The sequence below is a fragment of the Paucilactobacillus suebicus DSM 5007 = KCTC 3549 genome (assembly GCF_001434475.1).
Taxonomy (GTDB): domain Bacteria; phylum Bacillota; class Bacilli; order Lactobacillales; family Lactobacillaceae; genus Paucilactobacillus; species Paucilactobacillus suebicus.
Genome location: NZ_AZGF01000010.1, coordinates 24996 through 39136 on the forward strand (window position 1 = coordinate 24996; position 14141 = coordinate 39136).

General features: G+C 38.9%; 11 protein-coding genes. 4 read left to right on the plus strand and 7 right to left on the minus strand.

Going from position 1 to position 14141, the window contains the following annotated elements; genetic code table 11:
- Positions 1-59: 59 nt before the first annotated feature.
- Both FD16_RS05690 and FD16_RS05695 read right to left on the minus strand, forming a co-directional pair.
- On the minus strand, positions 60-1145 hold the full coding sequence (locus FD16_RS05690; protein ID WP_010621396.1) for a PTS sugar transporter subunit IIC: 1086 nt from the start codon (positions 1143-1145) through the stop codon (positions 60-62).
- 191 nt (positions 1146-1336) lie between these two features.
- Positions 1337-1807, minus strand: a complete 471-nt coding sequence (locus tag FD16_RS05695; protein ID WP_010621395.1) for an Rrf2 family transcriptional regulator — start codon at positions 1805-1807, stop codon at positions 1337-1339.
- Positions 1808-2045: 238 nt separating this feature from the next.
- Between FD16_RS05695 and FD16_RS05700 the strand changes: the two genes are divergently transcribed.
- From FD16_RS05700 to FD16_RS05710, 3 genes are all read left to right on the plus strand, one after another.
- Positions 2046-3428, plus strand: a complete 1383-nt coding sequence (locus FD16_RS05700; RefSeq protein WP_010621394.1) for a hemolysin family protein — start codon at positions 2046-2048, stop codon at positions 3426-3428.
- Positions 3429-3521: 93 nt separating this feature from the next.
- Complete coding sequence (gene nrdI, locus FD16_RS05705) at positions 3522-3989, plus strand: class Ib ribonucleoside-diphosphate reductase assembly flavoprotein NrdI (RefSeq protein WP_010621393.1); 468 nt, start codon at positions 3522-3524, stop codon at positions 3987-3989.
- A 19-nt stretch (positions 3990-4008) separates the two neighbouring features.
- Positions 4009-4764: an NADPH-dependent oxidoreductase gene (locus tag FD16_RS05710; protein WP_010621392.1), complete on the plus strand. Its 756-nt coding sequence runs from the start codon at positions 4009-4011 to the stop codon at positions 4762-4764.
- A gap of 307 nt (positions 4765-5071) precedes the next feature.
- Here FD16_RS05710 and FD16_RS05715 read toward each other — a convergent pair whose 3' ends face one another.
- The 3 genes from FD16_RS05715 to gnd form a co-directional block, all read right to left on the minus strand.
- Complete coding sequence (locus tag FD16_RS05715) at positions 5072-8491, minus strand: SNF2-related protein (protein WP_029508307.1); 3420 nt, start codon at positions 8489-8491, stop codon at positions 5072-5074.
- Between the two features lie 539 nt (positions 8492-9030).
- Positions 9031-9378, minus strand: a complete 348-nt coding sequence (locus FD16_RS05720; RefSeq protein WP_010621390.1) for a cupin domain-containing protein — start codon at positions 9376-9378, stop codon at positions 9031-9033.
- Between the two features lie 72 nt (positions 9379-9450).
- Positions 9451-10359, minus strand: coding sequence for a phosphogluconate dehydrogenase (NAD(+)-dependent, decarboxylating) (gnd, locus tag FD16_RS05725; RefSeq protein ID WP_010621389.1), 909 nt, complete (start codon positions 10357-10359; stop codon positions 9451-9453).
- Positions 10360-10518: 159 nt separating this feature from the next.
- Here gnd and FD16_RS05730 point away from each other — a divergent pair, with 159 nt between their 5' ends.
- Positions 10519-11361: a MurR/RpiR family transcriptional regulator gene (locus tag FD16_RS05730; protein WP_010621388.1), complete on the plus strand. Its 843-nt coding sequence runs from the start codon at positions 10519-10521 to the stop codon at positions 11359-11361.
- 95 nt (positions 11362-11456) lie between these two features.
- Here the strand turns inward: FD16_RS05730 and FD16_RS05735 are convergent, their stop codons facing one another.
- Both FD16_RS05735 and FD16_RS05740 read right to left on the minus strand, forming a co-directional pair.
- Positions 11457-12449: a D-isomer specific 2-hydroxyacid dehydrogenase family protein gene (locus FD16_RS05735; RefSeq protein ID WP_010621387.1), complete on the minus strand. Its 993-nt coding sequence runs from the start codon at positions 12447-12449 to the stop codon at positions 11457-11459.
- Between the two features lie 33 nt (positions 12450-12482).
- Positions 12483-14129: a mannitol dehydrogenase family protein gene (locus FD16_RS05740; protein WP_010621386.1), complete on the minus strand. Its 1647-nt coding sequence runs from the start codon at positions 14127-14129 to the stop codon at positions 12483-12485.
- Positions 14130-14141: the final 12 nt, after the last annotated feature.

Genomic DNA, 14141 nt, shown 5'->3' on the forward strand with positions numbered 1-14141 from the left:
GCACTAAACAAAACTATCCATTTCAAGTTTTGTTTAGTGCTTCAATTTAAAAAATGATTTTAAACAATTTCCATGTGCAGGTCTTGAGCTTCAACCAAGTGAAATGCTCTCATTACCCTGTAACCAATGGCTGAGATAACTGCGGGTAGCAGAATACCACAGAACATGTATACCCAGAATGAGTGCATATTGCTGGAAGCTAAGTTAATTGGTGCAATTAATGAATTCAATCCTAATCCACCCAATGTATATGGAACACTGAATTTAAAAACAATCGTTCCGATTGCAGCACTGACCATCGCGGCGATAAACGGTGGAATACATAATGCCGGTCTCTTTAGCAAGTTAGGAAATTGAACTTTGGGTGTAATCAATCCTTGTGCGATGTTGGCGCCAAGATTATTTTCCTGAAATGACATTGCCAAGAAGCCAACGAACTGGGCTGTTGTCCCGATCAGAGTCGCACCAGACGAGATTGGGTTCAGTGCAATTGCAATCGCAAGTGCAGCAGAAGATGCCGGTGTCATTAAAAAGATGGCGAATGCAAGTGACAGGCACATTGATCCAATGAGTGGACTTACCGTCATCGCTCCAGCAACCCATTTGCTCAAAGCGTTCAACGCGGGTGTCACAACTGTTCCTGCGCCAAGGCCAAACATTGATCCAGCAAAGGTTGCAGCAAGTGGGACTAGAATCATATCTAGCGGTGTTTTCCCGGTTAAATATTTACCAATCAATGTTGCTAAAATTGCGGCTAAAACGGCACTAATTGGCTGTCCTGTCGTAAAAATAGTACTAGCGGCAGCTTCATGCATTTGCCAGCCAGTTGCAGTTGTTGCATTAACCGCAGCTTTAGTAAAGTAGACACCGTTAGCTCCCACAGTTGCGGCAATCATTGAACTAAACAATACCAGTGTATTGACTTTCAATTGGGAAGCAACACCCGCTCCAAAAGCGGCTGGCAATAATACTTGAGCCAACGCCCCAACCTGATAAAGTGCCTGCCAGTGAGTAATGTTAGCCACTGATTGAAACAGCAGTCCAACCCCCAACATAACCAGCACGGCGTTTGAAACCGCCGCTGAAACATTATAAACATACGAACCGATGGTCATCTTACCATCTTTTGTCTGTGCATTCTGCATATATGTATCCCCCTCTAAAGTCCCAAAAATTATGTAAAAATTAAAATATAATGAGAATATGATAATAATTTAATCTTTTTTTCTAATCTTTGTCAATATTTTTTTGTTCAAATGCTTATTACAACAACGATTCCACAAAAAAATGGTAACGAATACATCGTTACCATTAGTGGAATCTGATCGCAAAAGAATTAATCAGAATTTTTTTCAAATTTATTGAGAAAATAGCCGTGATTTTGAATATCATTCTTTATATCAGCAAGTGTAAATTGGTGATAAAACTTTCGGTAATCTTTATCGGCAAGCGTAAACAAATCATTCAAGGTTTCTTTAATGTTATCAGCAATTTCGGTTGGATGAGTTTCTTCCATGACGTTAGACTTTCCCGTAATAAAGCGTGCGTAACTAATAGTTGGCGGAATTGTCAAATCGTACAGTTCGCCGACATTACATTCATCAAGTGACTTTAACAATTGATAGCCACCATTTTTACCAACATTTCCTTTGACATATCCATTCTTATGAAGCAACGACAAAATGTTTCTAATCATCACAGAATTAACATCAAGTGACTCGGACAACTCACGACTGGAAATGCGCCGATCCCCCTGTTGGTCCAAATACAGCATACTATGTACGGCTACTGAAAAATCCAGTCGCATGTGTTCATCCTCCTTGTTTCAAATCATATAACAACATTTTACACCATTATACGATATAAACGCTAATCTTAGCGTATCAAAATGTCGACATAGGGCAATCAGAAAAAATAATGTTTGGTAGGCCGAATTCGTTGGTACTACTTGCTTTTATCGCCGTTTACCTGTACCATTGTTCCAATTAATAGTATAATAGCTTTTGAATATATGGTTACTTGACCCAAGAAATGAGGAATAGTTTTTGGACAGCGGTCAGATAATAATCAATCTTGTGATTATTCTAATTACATTCTGCTTTGCAGCATTCTTTGTTGCCGCAGAATTTGCACTTGTGCAGACACGGCTTACAGCTCTTGAAGAACGACAAGAGGAACGTGACAAGCCATCTACCAAGATAAACCGGGCCATCAAGATGGTCACTAATTTAAATGAATACCTTTCAACCACACAGGTTGGTGTTTCAGTCTGTGGTATTATTTTAGGTTGGATTGGTGAATCGTTCATTGAATCACTGCTCTTTGATGTGCTGGATCTCAGTCATCTGCCAATCAGTTCCGGGGCACTGCACGGTATTGGTGCAATTCTTGGTGTGCTGATTCTAACGTACTTGGAAGTGGTATTTACTGAAATCGTTCCAAAGAACATTTCAATTGATATGCCACTTAAAGTTATGATGTTTGTAACCACACCATTGCATTGGTTCCACATTATTTTCTATCCATTCGTTTGGTTGTTAAACGTTTCAGCCAGCGGAGTTGTTCGTCTAATTGGATTAAAACCGGCAGATGAAACTGATGAGGTTCTGTCGCAAGGTGAAATTCTAAGTCTATCGCGCAACGCCGTTGAGGGCGGTGAGCTTGAAAAAAACGATCTGTTGTACATGGAACGTGCCTTTGATCTTAACGATAAAGTTGCCAAAGATGTCATGGTTGATAGAACGCAGTTAGTGGTCATCGATATCAAGGATAAGATTTCCGATGGGATCAGCGTGTATTTACAAGAGAAGTACAGTAGGCTTCCGGTCGTTGCAGATGGTGACAAGGATAAGATTCTTGGCTACGTCTTCAACTATGATCTAATCAGACAAGCTCGGATTGATTCAAACGTTGCGATCAGCAAGGTCATAAGACATATTTCAACAACCCCCGAATCTACCCCAATTACTGAGGTGCTCCAACAAATGATTCGCAAACGTACGCCAATTGTTGTTGTTGTTGATGAATATGGCGGTACCAGCGGGATCGTTACAGATAAAGATATCTATGAAGAACTATTTGGTACTGTCCGTGACGAGATCGATGATGTCTCAGACGAAATCATCTTTAAACAAGATGATGGATCTTTCAAAGTAAGTGGTAAAACGACTACTTATGATTTTGAACGCTACTTCCAAGCTGACATTAAATCGTTTGATAAGAACGAATCAGTTACCATTACCGGCTACGTAATCGATAACACTCCAACCATCCACGTTGGTGATGTCATCCATATCGATAATTTTGATCTAGAAGTACTCGATTATGAAAATTCATACATCAATTGGTTTAAAGTCACTGAACATAAACCTGTTCAACCTGAAGAAACTAAAGATGATGAAGCAGCCGATGAATCTGAATTAAATTAAAAATACATTGCGAATTTCTGAATTTTAAAGTAGCTTACGTGGTAAAATTAAGCTACTTTTTAATTTTGTAAATATTCGTCCGGAGGAAATTTTATGACTAAGATTAACGCTCTCTACATTTCAATTGAAGGTAACACACGATCATTTATCAACCGGCTTGCTGCATACGCAAGTCAGCAACACGCAATCGACGATTCGTTGCCGTTAGTATCTTCAAAAGAGATCAGTGAACAAATAGACTTTGACGACGAACGCGAACCTTTTTTTGCATTTGTCCCAACGTACCTTGATGGTGGTAATGGTATTGATTCAGGCGTCAAAGAACTAATGACCAACGTACTTGGAGAATATATCGCCTATCACAACAATGCACGCCAATGTGCCGGCGTAATTGGTAGTGGCAATCGTAACTTTAATGAACAATACTGTTTGACTGCCAAACGTTATGCACACCAATTTAACGCTCCATTTTTAGCTGATTATGAACTACGTGGCACATCTGCTGATATTGAACGCATCTATAATTTACTTGCAAAACAGGTTGAACCAACAAAAGAGTAACTAGAAAGAAGTACTTCCATTGGCTAATAGTTCAACAATTGAGACACTTTTAAATCATCGCAGCATCAGAGATTTTACTGAACAGCAGTTAAGTGAACAACAGGTTGATCAATTACTAGATGCAGCTCGACAAAGTTCATCATCAATGTTTATGCAGCAGTTCAGCATCATTAACGTATCCGATAGTGACATAAAAAAGAATTTAGTCGCAATCACCGGCCACCCGTATGCTGCTAATAATGGCCATTTGTTTATATTTGTTGCTGATCAGTACCGTAACTACTTGATTGGCCGTGAAAAAGGGCTCGACACCAAGTTACTCGGTGAAACGGATCGTCTACTTGGTGGTGTATATGATGCAACTATTGCCGCACAATCCATTGTTACTGCGGCAGAAAGCATCGGACTCGGTGCAGTTTACCTTGGCAGTATTTTAAATGATGCGGCTAAAGTTGTAGATATGCTTAATTTGCCTCGCCTAACTTTCCCACTATTTGCACTTGCCGTTGGTTATCCGGCTAACTCACCCGAGCTAAAACCCCGATTACCAAAATCACTAACAACTTTTAATGACCAATATAAAATACCAGATAATTTTGACGACATCCTCGATGATTACGATAAAACACTGACAAATTACTACGCTACTAGAAGTACTAATAATCGCTCGGAAACTTTTCGTGAACAAATTGATCGTCATATTTTATCATCCCCAAAGAAACGAAGAGATTTGTATAAAGTATTACGATCTCAAGGCTTTTTGACGGAGGCTTAGATACAAAAACAGAAACTGGAACTTTTCCGGTTTCTGTTTTTGTATGCTGATATTTTTTTATATCTATTTTTTTAACGTGTTCTAGCAGCACTGAGGCCTTGCACAAGGGAGTTTATTTGCTAAGCTTTTGCAATCAATTTTTAACACCGGCTTTTAACTATTTTGTTTCCCCTTTTGAAACGTGTTCCAGAAGCACTGAGGCCTTACATATAAGGACACAAGGAATATCAATCGCTAAGCCCCTGCGATCAATATTCCTTGTGTCCTTATATACCAGCCTCAACCCGTGCTTCTTACACACTCTGATTTAGTCTATTCCCAAAATTAATCTTATCTCTACATTGGTCAATGATCCCTTATTTTGTGTACCACTTAGTACTTGATCCACAAAGTTTCTTTTTTGTTCCTGTAACTTATAAATTTGTTCTTCAATCGTGCCCTTCGTAATCAATCGGTACACTTCAACCTTGTTCTTTTGTCCAATTCTGTGGGCCCTGGCAGTTGCCTGGTCTTCAACTGCTGGGTTCCACCATAGATCAACTAAGATAACTAGATCGGCTCCCGTTAAATTCAATCCTGTGCCACCGGCTTTCAAGGATATTAGAAAAATATTCTTATCACCGTTGTTAAATGAATCAACCATGGTTAATCTATCTTTTGGCTTCGTATCACCTTTTAGTACATACGCAGACAAACCATTTTGCTGCAACTCGTCTTCGATTACGCTGAGCATACTTGTAAACTGAGAAAAAATCAAAATGTGACGACTACTATCAACCGCTTGTCGAATAACTTCATTCAGTTGATCTAACTTTCCGGAATCACCCTTATAGTCGTCTAAATACAACGCTGGAGTGTCGCAAATTTGGCGCAGTCTTGTTAAACCAGCCAGAATTTCAATTTTATTCTTAACCAGACCATCATTAGACAATCCTCGGACTTTAACCTGCATTTGTTGAAGTTGTGCTAGGTAAACAGTCTTTTGTTCTTTTGTCATTTCATTCGTTAAATTAGATTCAACTTTAGGGGGCAGATCTTTCAAAACAGTCGCCTTTTCGCGACGCAAAATAAATGGCTTAACCCTCACTGCAATCTCTTGTGGAGTTAATTTTTTAAATTCCTTTTTATTTGGTAGTAATCCAGGCATAACTAAGGTGAAAATTGACCATAGCTCTTCTGCTCGGTTTTCAATTGGCGTCCCTGACAAAGCAAAAGTATTACGAGGTGTCAGTTTTCTTAGACTTTGATTAGTCTTACTGTTACCATTTTTAACATACTGCGCCTCATCAAGAATCATATAATTTAATGGCAACTTCTGATAAAGATCATTGTCTAACCTGGCACTATTATAACTGGTAATAAATACAGACGACTTGCTCGTTTTAATTAACTCACGGCGGTTGCCTTTCGATCCATCAATTACCTGCACATCTATGTCTGGTGCGAATTTATGAAACTCCTCTTGCCAGTTATAGATTAATGATGCCGGAGAAATAATCAAATCAATTCTATCGTCACTCAAATGATTATTTAAAAAAGCAATCGCTTGAATTGTTTTTCCAAGTCCCATTTCATCGGCTAAAATACCGCCAAATTGATGAGAGTCCAGCATTTCTAGCCATTTTATGCCAAGTGTTTGATATGAACGAAGAGTCGCATTGACTGGCCTTTCATCACTAATATCAAATTGTTCGGGGTGTGACAAGTCCTGGGCAATTTGTTTAAATTGTTGATCAAATTGCGCTGTTTCACCAAGTTCAGCTTGAACGGCCAATGCTTGCGAAGCTGGCATTTGAACTGATCCATGACTAATTGATCCATGATTTCTAATTTTAGCAAGGACACTACTTACCTTGCGTAACTTGTCATCAACAATCAGTAATTTACCATCACTACGTTGAACATAAGGCCGCTGATTATCAAGCTGAGACAGCACACTATCTATTTCTTCACCATCAATACCATTAAATGAAAAGTTTACCGACAGTAATCCACTATTCGCTGTAACTTCAATCTCTGGTTCAACGTCATCCCCAAACTGAATCAAATCATCTAGTTCATCGGAAATAGTGACAACACCATTTTGTCTCATGTTTGGCAGTTCAGCTGTAAAAAATTGGTACAGCATCGATGAATCAGAAAAATCTTTAACCCAATCGTGGCTACGTTTATGGAAGCCCAAGCTTTGCAAATACTCCAATGATTGGTGTTCCTGATCACTATTGCGTTTCACACTTTCCAGTGAGTCAACGTTATAGCTTTCAATTAATTGGCCGTCGTATTCATAATCCATCGTCAGAAGTAATGAATCCCCGTCACGATTGATATCAAAATGCGGTGTCATTGTGCTGGCCGATAGTTCATCGGGCATATCTACAATGCCAATTTGCTTAAAGTAAGCAATGAATTGAAGAAGTTGACTGGCATCACTGCTATTAAAATGTAGTTTTGCATCAGGTATCCGGTACTTATCAACAAAGCGTGTGCTGCCCGCAAACATCCTGTAACTATTAATAATATTATTAAAGACAGTAAATTCAGTTGGCGTCATCTGGTAAAATACATTATTAAAAATCATCAAGTGGTCACTAGCAATTAATTCGTCAAATTCAGTGACTAAAGTCACGTCAAATCCATCCACAGCTTTTTTTACGTGTAGTTCAATTAACCCGTCGTCAACATTAAAAGTTTGAAATTCAATGTTTGAAAATTCATCACCATAACCATTCGTTTTGTAGATAAAATGGTCAAACTGATCAACAATCTCTTTAAGGTCATTGATGTCACCAGGATTCAACATTTTTGATTTCTTTTCTTCACTTGTCTCGGAAAATCTGCTTTCTGCGCCAACTGATTGCACTGACAGGATATTCATTAACTTTTGTTCTGCCGCGGGAAAATCACTTTTTCTTAGACTGAAAGTGTTTTTGTTACTAGTTTGATAGGTGGACTCTTCTTGATATGCATTAATAAATTCATCAATATTTTTAATAACATAAAATTTTGGGTTCGATGATGAAGCCAGCCTTAACCTAATAAAAAAGCGATCATCAATTGAATTCCAAGGCGTAGCAACTGATAAAGTCACTTCTAATGATAAATGATCGTTAGTCACATCATTTATAGATGAAAAATAATGTTGTTTTGGCATTTGTAGTTCATCTAAGAATTCTTGGCCCGTACTTTTCTTTTCTTTTAACTTGGGAAATACATCAAAAGTTCGCTTAAGCGACGCAAAATCGGTTGCCTGGGAAGTTGCCTTCTCATCAAGATGCTCGCTAAAATACTGATCCCAAGTGTCTGGATCAGCTCTTAATCGGTTATATTCAGACTTATCTGTATAAATCATTCGTGCTGCTAAAGGATTGTCGTTTAAACGCTGCTCGAACTCTTTACTTAATTGCAGATAATTGTCCGGAAATTTATCCGGAAAATCATCATCGTAATCCCAATCATTAAATAGCTGTTCAAGTGGGCGTCCTTGAGATTGCAGTAATTTAATTACTGCGGCTATATGCTTACAATATCCGTGGTCTGGAAAATATGGACACTCACAAAAATTATCTTCCAAACTTACTCCAACAGTCACACCGTAGGGATGAGTACCGTATACCGTTGATTCCACTTCTTTTTGTTTGTTATTTATATAATCAATTTCAACTGAACCACGCTCAGCAATTTTTCTGCCGCGGGTCCATATAATGCTTGGCATCGTTATTTTCGCCATATTTACCCCTCAATTAACACCTAAAACGTTCGTTTGATAATTTTACAATAATTGCGAGATTGTGCAATGGAAAAGTTTGGGTTTTCTATCTTTTATTTTAACTAACATCTACAACTGAAGCACTTCTTGCAAGATAATATTTTCCGAATAAGTTTGAATATAATTAAAGCTTTTCATTATATAAAGCAACCAGACGCCCGCCTGTTTGGGATTGATCCACTTTCTATTCTTTATAGATTAAACGTGAAAAAAACAGCAGTGTCTCATTATATAAAGCAACCAGACAGATATTCCAAGTTCGGGAATATCTGTCTGGTTGCTTTATATAACAGACACTGAACGCTGTTTTTTTCACTCTATGTATATAAAAAGCCGGCATCATCATTTGCCGGCCTTCCTTAAACACATCAGTAATTTTCACCGTTATTCACGGATGCTGATGCCTTAAGTTGTATTCCATTTGTCAAAAGACATCACCTCCTTTGTTTGATGGTTAGAATATATCACCAAGTTGGATGAAAATCAATTAATTGCAATCTTTATTTTAGAAAATCTTCTCTTTGTGGCGTAAAACTATCTAATAACTGACTATCGTCTTCCAACGGAATACACCCATGATAAACATTTGATGGAAAATAGATGCTATCTCCTTGATGTACTTCTTGTACATCTGGCCCATTTTCACCGCGAATTTCAAACTTAAATGATCCTTTTAAAACATACGTTGTCTGTTCATGAACATGGTTATGAACTGGAATTTCATCATTCGGTGTTGCGTGTTTAAAAAACACCTTAACATTCATCAGTTTGCCTTCGTGAGCTAGTACCTCACGATATGAATTGTCATCAATTGTTTGAATCTTTAATTGATCCTGTTTGAAAAACATTGTCTTCCATCCTTTCTATATTAAAAGAGTCCGGTCACCCTTTTGGGTTCCGAACTCGATTTGAATTATTAATTACTTTTTATCAACCGCATGTCCGCCAAATCCGTTACGCAAAGCTGCAACAACTTTACCAGTGAAGTTGTTATCAGCATCACGCATTGATTCGTAACGCATCATCAGTGACAGAGCAATAACCGGTGTTGGTACGGCCATGTCAAGTGATTCCTGTAGAGTCCACTGACCTTCACCAGATGAATGCATCCGGCCAAGCAAGTCGTCTAATTTAGGATCCTTAGCAAAGGCATCTTCGGCAAGTTCCATTAACCAACTACGGACAACTGAGCCATGGTTCCAAAGCTTAGCAACTGCTTCGTTATCATAATTGTAGTCACTGTTTTCAAGAACATCAAATCCTTCACCAATGGCTTCCATCATACCGTATTCAATACCGTTATGGACCATTTTGAGGTAGTGACCTGAACCAGCCTTGCCGGTGTACAAGAAACCATCTGGTTCTGATACAAGTTCAAATACTGGACGAAGGTACTCATCAAACATGTCTCCATCATCGCCACCGATCATGAAATTACCACCATTCAGTGCACCATTTTGGCCGCCTGATGTACCACAGTCGAAGAACTTAATGCCAGCACCCGTTAGAATATGGTTATGACGGAGTGAATCCTTGTAGAATGAATTTCCACCGTCAACAACGATGTCACCCTTATCGAGTGTGTTGGCGAGTTGTTGAATTGTAGCATCAGTTGGTTTGCCGGCTGGCAACATCAACCAAGCAATTCTTGGAGTATCAAGCTTACTAATCATATCTTCCAAAGTTGAAGCAGGAGTAGCGCCAGCTTCCTTAGCAGCTGCAACGTTATCTTTTGCAAGATCGAAACCAACAACTTCGATTCCGTTTCGTAACATATTCTTAGTTAAGTTTAGCCCCATTTTACCAAGGCCGATCATTCCAACACGCATGTTCAAATACCTCTTTCGTAGTTTTTGATTTTCTTGTTTTTCTTTTTACAAGATCATTATATGCAAATACCTATCAAATTGCAACAATAATTGATGAAAATTGTGAAAATAAATCTTTTTTGGTATACTATTAATTAAAATAAAGTAGGAGGTCTAAAAATGACCCTTCAATTAATCGAACGGATTTATTCAAAGTACGACACTTTTGGCAACAGCAGCCATAAAATCGCTGATTATTTTCTTAATAATCTTGCCGATTGTGACCACCGTTCAATCCAATCACTTGCAAAGGACATCGATACATCAGTTTCCACTATTTCACGATTTGCAAAGCGGTTAGGATATTCTAGTTATCCCGAATTGCAACTAGCTATCAGCGATCAATTAAAGCATCCAGAAAAGATTGCAGCTGATATAGATGTCACAGATCCTAATATTATGGTTGCCCAAAAGGTATTCAGTTCTAACGCTTCTTCACTTAATAAGACCCTTGATCTATTGACCGAGGATAAACTAAACAGTGCCGTCGAGCTGATTACCAACGCCAATCAACTTAGTTTCTTTGGCTTAGGTGCCTCAGAAGTCGTTGCTTTTGATGCTTACCACAAGTTTTTAAGAACTCAGATTACCGCTATCTACAACTCTGACTACCATATGTCATTAATGCAGGCAGCTAAGATGAACAGTGATGACTGTGCGATCGTGATTTCACACTCTGGCCGTAACCTTGATACATTAAAAATGACCAAGATTTTACGTGATAACCATGTTCCAATCATCGCCATCACCAGTTTCTCGTCATCAGAACTAGCTAAGATCGGTGATGTAACATTCTATTCCGTCTCTGATGATTCTAAATATCGATCACAGGCGGTTGCTTCATTGATTTCTCAGATGAGTATCATCGACTGCCTTTACATGTCTATCATGCGAGATGAGACTGGTAATCCAAGTCCTAAACTCACCAAAATTAACTCAGTTATCAAGCAAACTCGTGAGTAATTACCCGTTTTTAGCAATTTTTGAGCATAGCAAAGCCCTCATAGTTGGTTAAACCCAAGTATGAGGGCTTTTACTATTCATTCAATAACGTTCAATTAAAGTGTTGAAGTTAATTCACGACCAAGTTTCTTGCCGGCAACAAGGTTCTTAACATCGGCAACACACTTTTCACCCATACCATGAAGACATTCGTATGTGTAAGCAGAAGTATGTGGAGTAATTAAGAATCGATCATTTTGCAAGAATGGGTGGTTGGCACGAACTGGTTCTACTTCCATAGTATCAGCTGCGTAACCAGACACTTTACCACTTTCAACGGCGGCAAGCATTGCCTTTTCATCAATCAATGCACCACGAGCATGGTTAACAAAGTAAACACCATCTTTAGCCTTCTTCAAGGCATCAGCATTGATCATGTGTGTATCTTCTTCGTTCAATGAAGCGTTCAATGAAATGCAATCTGATTGTGCTAACAGTTCATCAAGTGAAACACGTTCAATCTTTGGATTGTCTTCAAACCAGCCCTCACGTGCATGTGGATCTGGATCACAGACAACAACCTTAGCGGCGAAGTACTGGAAGATTTCAGCGACACGGCTACCAATGTTACCACAGCCAATTACACCATAGGTCTTACCAGTAAATTCGTGACCCATGAATTCGGCACGATCTTCATAGTGGTCTGCCTTGATACGCTCTGATGAAGGAGTTGCACGACGAATCAGTGAAAATAAGTTAGCGATCGCATTTTCAGCAACTGCATTTCTTTCAACCAATGGAGGCACAATGGTTACTTTTGTACCATGTTCCTTTGCGGCTTCAAGGTCAATGTTGTTGTAGCCAATACCATGGCGAGAAATCAACAGAAGTTCATCCTTGTTTTCAAAGAAGTCTTTCTTGAAAAATGGTGTCACACTAGAAATAATTACGTTATATCCCTTTAGCTTTTCAGCTAATTCAGGACCTGGAATGTTAGGTTCAACCATGAAACGATCCACTGTACCGATTGCTTCTAGTTGTGTCCAATGTTCAGTAAAAACTTGTCCAAAACTACTTGAATTTACAACTGCGATTTTATATTCTGTCATCTTATTTTCTTTTCTCCATTCTCGATTTTAATACTAGTCTACTTCTTGACCCTTGGCTGCAAGAGTATCATGCAATACTTGTTCGATGGCGCCGGCACCGGCCAATTCTTGCTTGAAGTATGCTTCAATCTTATCACCCAAACCTACTTCGTAAAGATCCAAGTTAAAGATTCCCTTGTTGCTTAAGATGCCCTTAACATCTTCGTGAACATCAACATCTGATGAACCTAGCTTCAAATCAGCAACCTTTGCATGTAATTCATCATACATTGGATCTGGACTTGGTTCGAATGTTTCACCCTTATCGTTGATACCCATCAAGTAACGTAACCACGTTGCGATTACTAATGGAATGAAGTTCAAGTCCTTAGGATCACGGTTTGCGTCATCAACGTAGTGTTGAATTGTAACACCGTAACGAACGCCAAGCTTTTGTGAAGTATCTGTAGCGATACGTTGTGGCTTGTCTGGTGTGTATGGGTTAGGTAAACGCTTCTGAACTAATTCATCGATGAATGACTTAGGGTTGATAACCTTAGGATCCTTAACAACAGGCAATCCTTCAACGTAACCAATTTGCTTGATCAAAGCAACTAAGTCCTCGTTACCCATTTCAGATGAAATTGATTGGTAACCAAGAATGCTACCGTAGACAGCTAAGGCAGTATGAAGTGGGTTCAAGCAAGTTGTAACCTTCATTTCATCAGCTGAGTTAACTGTGTCACGATCTGTCATGATCACACCGGCCTTTTCAAAGGCTGGACGGCCATTAGGGAATGTGTCTTCAACGACTAAATAATGTGCTTCTTCAGTGTTGGTGAAAGCAGCGATGTTAGTATGCTTCTTAGAATGTAAAATAGTTGCATCTTCAAAGCCATCATCCAACAATGATTTTTCAATTGTTTCAGATGGGTTTGGTGTAATCCGGTCAATCATTGATAATGGAAAGGCAATTTTCTTGCTGTCTGACAAGTAATCAATGAATCCTTGGTCAACAAAGCCCTTATCTTGCCAAGCTTTAGCAATGGTCATGACACTGCTCTTTAGACGGTCACCATTTTGTGAGAAGTTGTCCGTGCTCATCATGGTCAATGGAACTGCACCATTTTGGTAACGAGCAAGTAACAAGCTTACCAACAATGACATATTGTTTTCTGGTTTAGCAGGACCGTTTTCGATATCACGTGCAACTGGTGGGAAGAATTCTCCTGCACCATTCTTAAGGTGATAACCTTTTTCAGTAATTGAGAATGAAACAACTTGTAGGCTTGATTGAGTAAAGTATGACTTTAATTCTTCAAATCCACTTGCATCTTCGGTAGCTGGACCAGCAAATACGGCCTTAGCAACTGATGCGAAGAGGTCACGATCTTGTGAACCGTCGGCCTTAGTAACAACACGTACAATTTTGTTGTCATATTTACCGTAGATGTCATTAACAACTTGATCATCATAGGTATCACTAACGATAACACCGGTATCTGCTACACCATCATCTAACAGTTTGCTTGCGATGGCAGCGTGAAAAGCACGAAACAGGTTACCACCACCAAAGTGAATCCAGTGTGGTTCTGCTAATGTCTTTTCAGCCACCTTTTTAGCATCGTAAGTTGGAACAGTAATCTTACTGTCCGCAAATGCCTGCTTATTTTCTAAGTAATTGTCTGTAATTTTTACCATTTGAATAGCTCC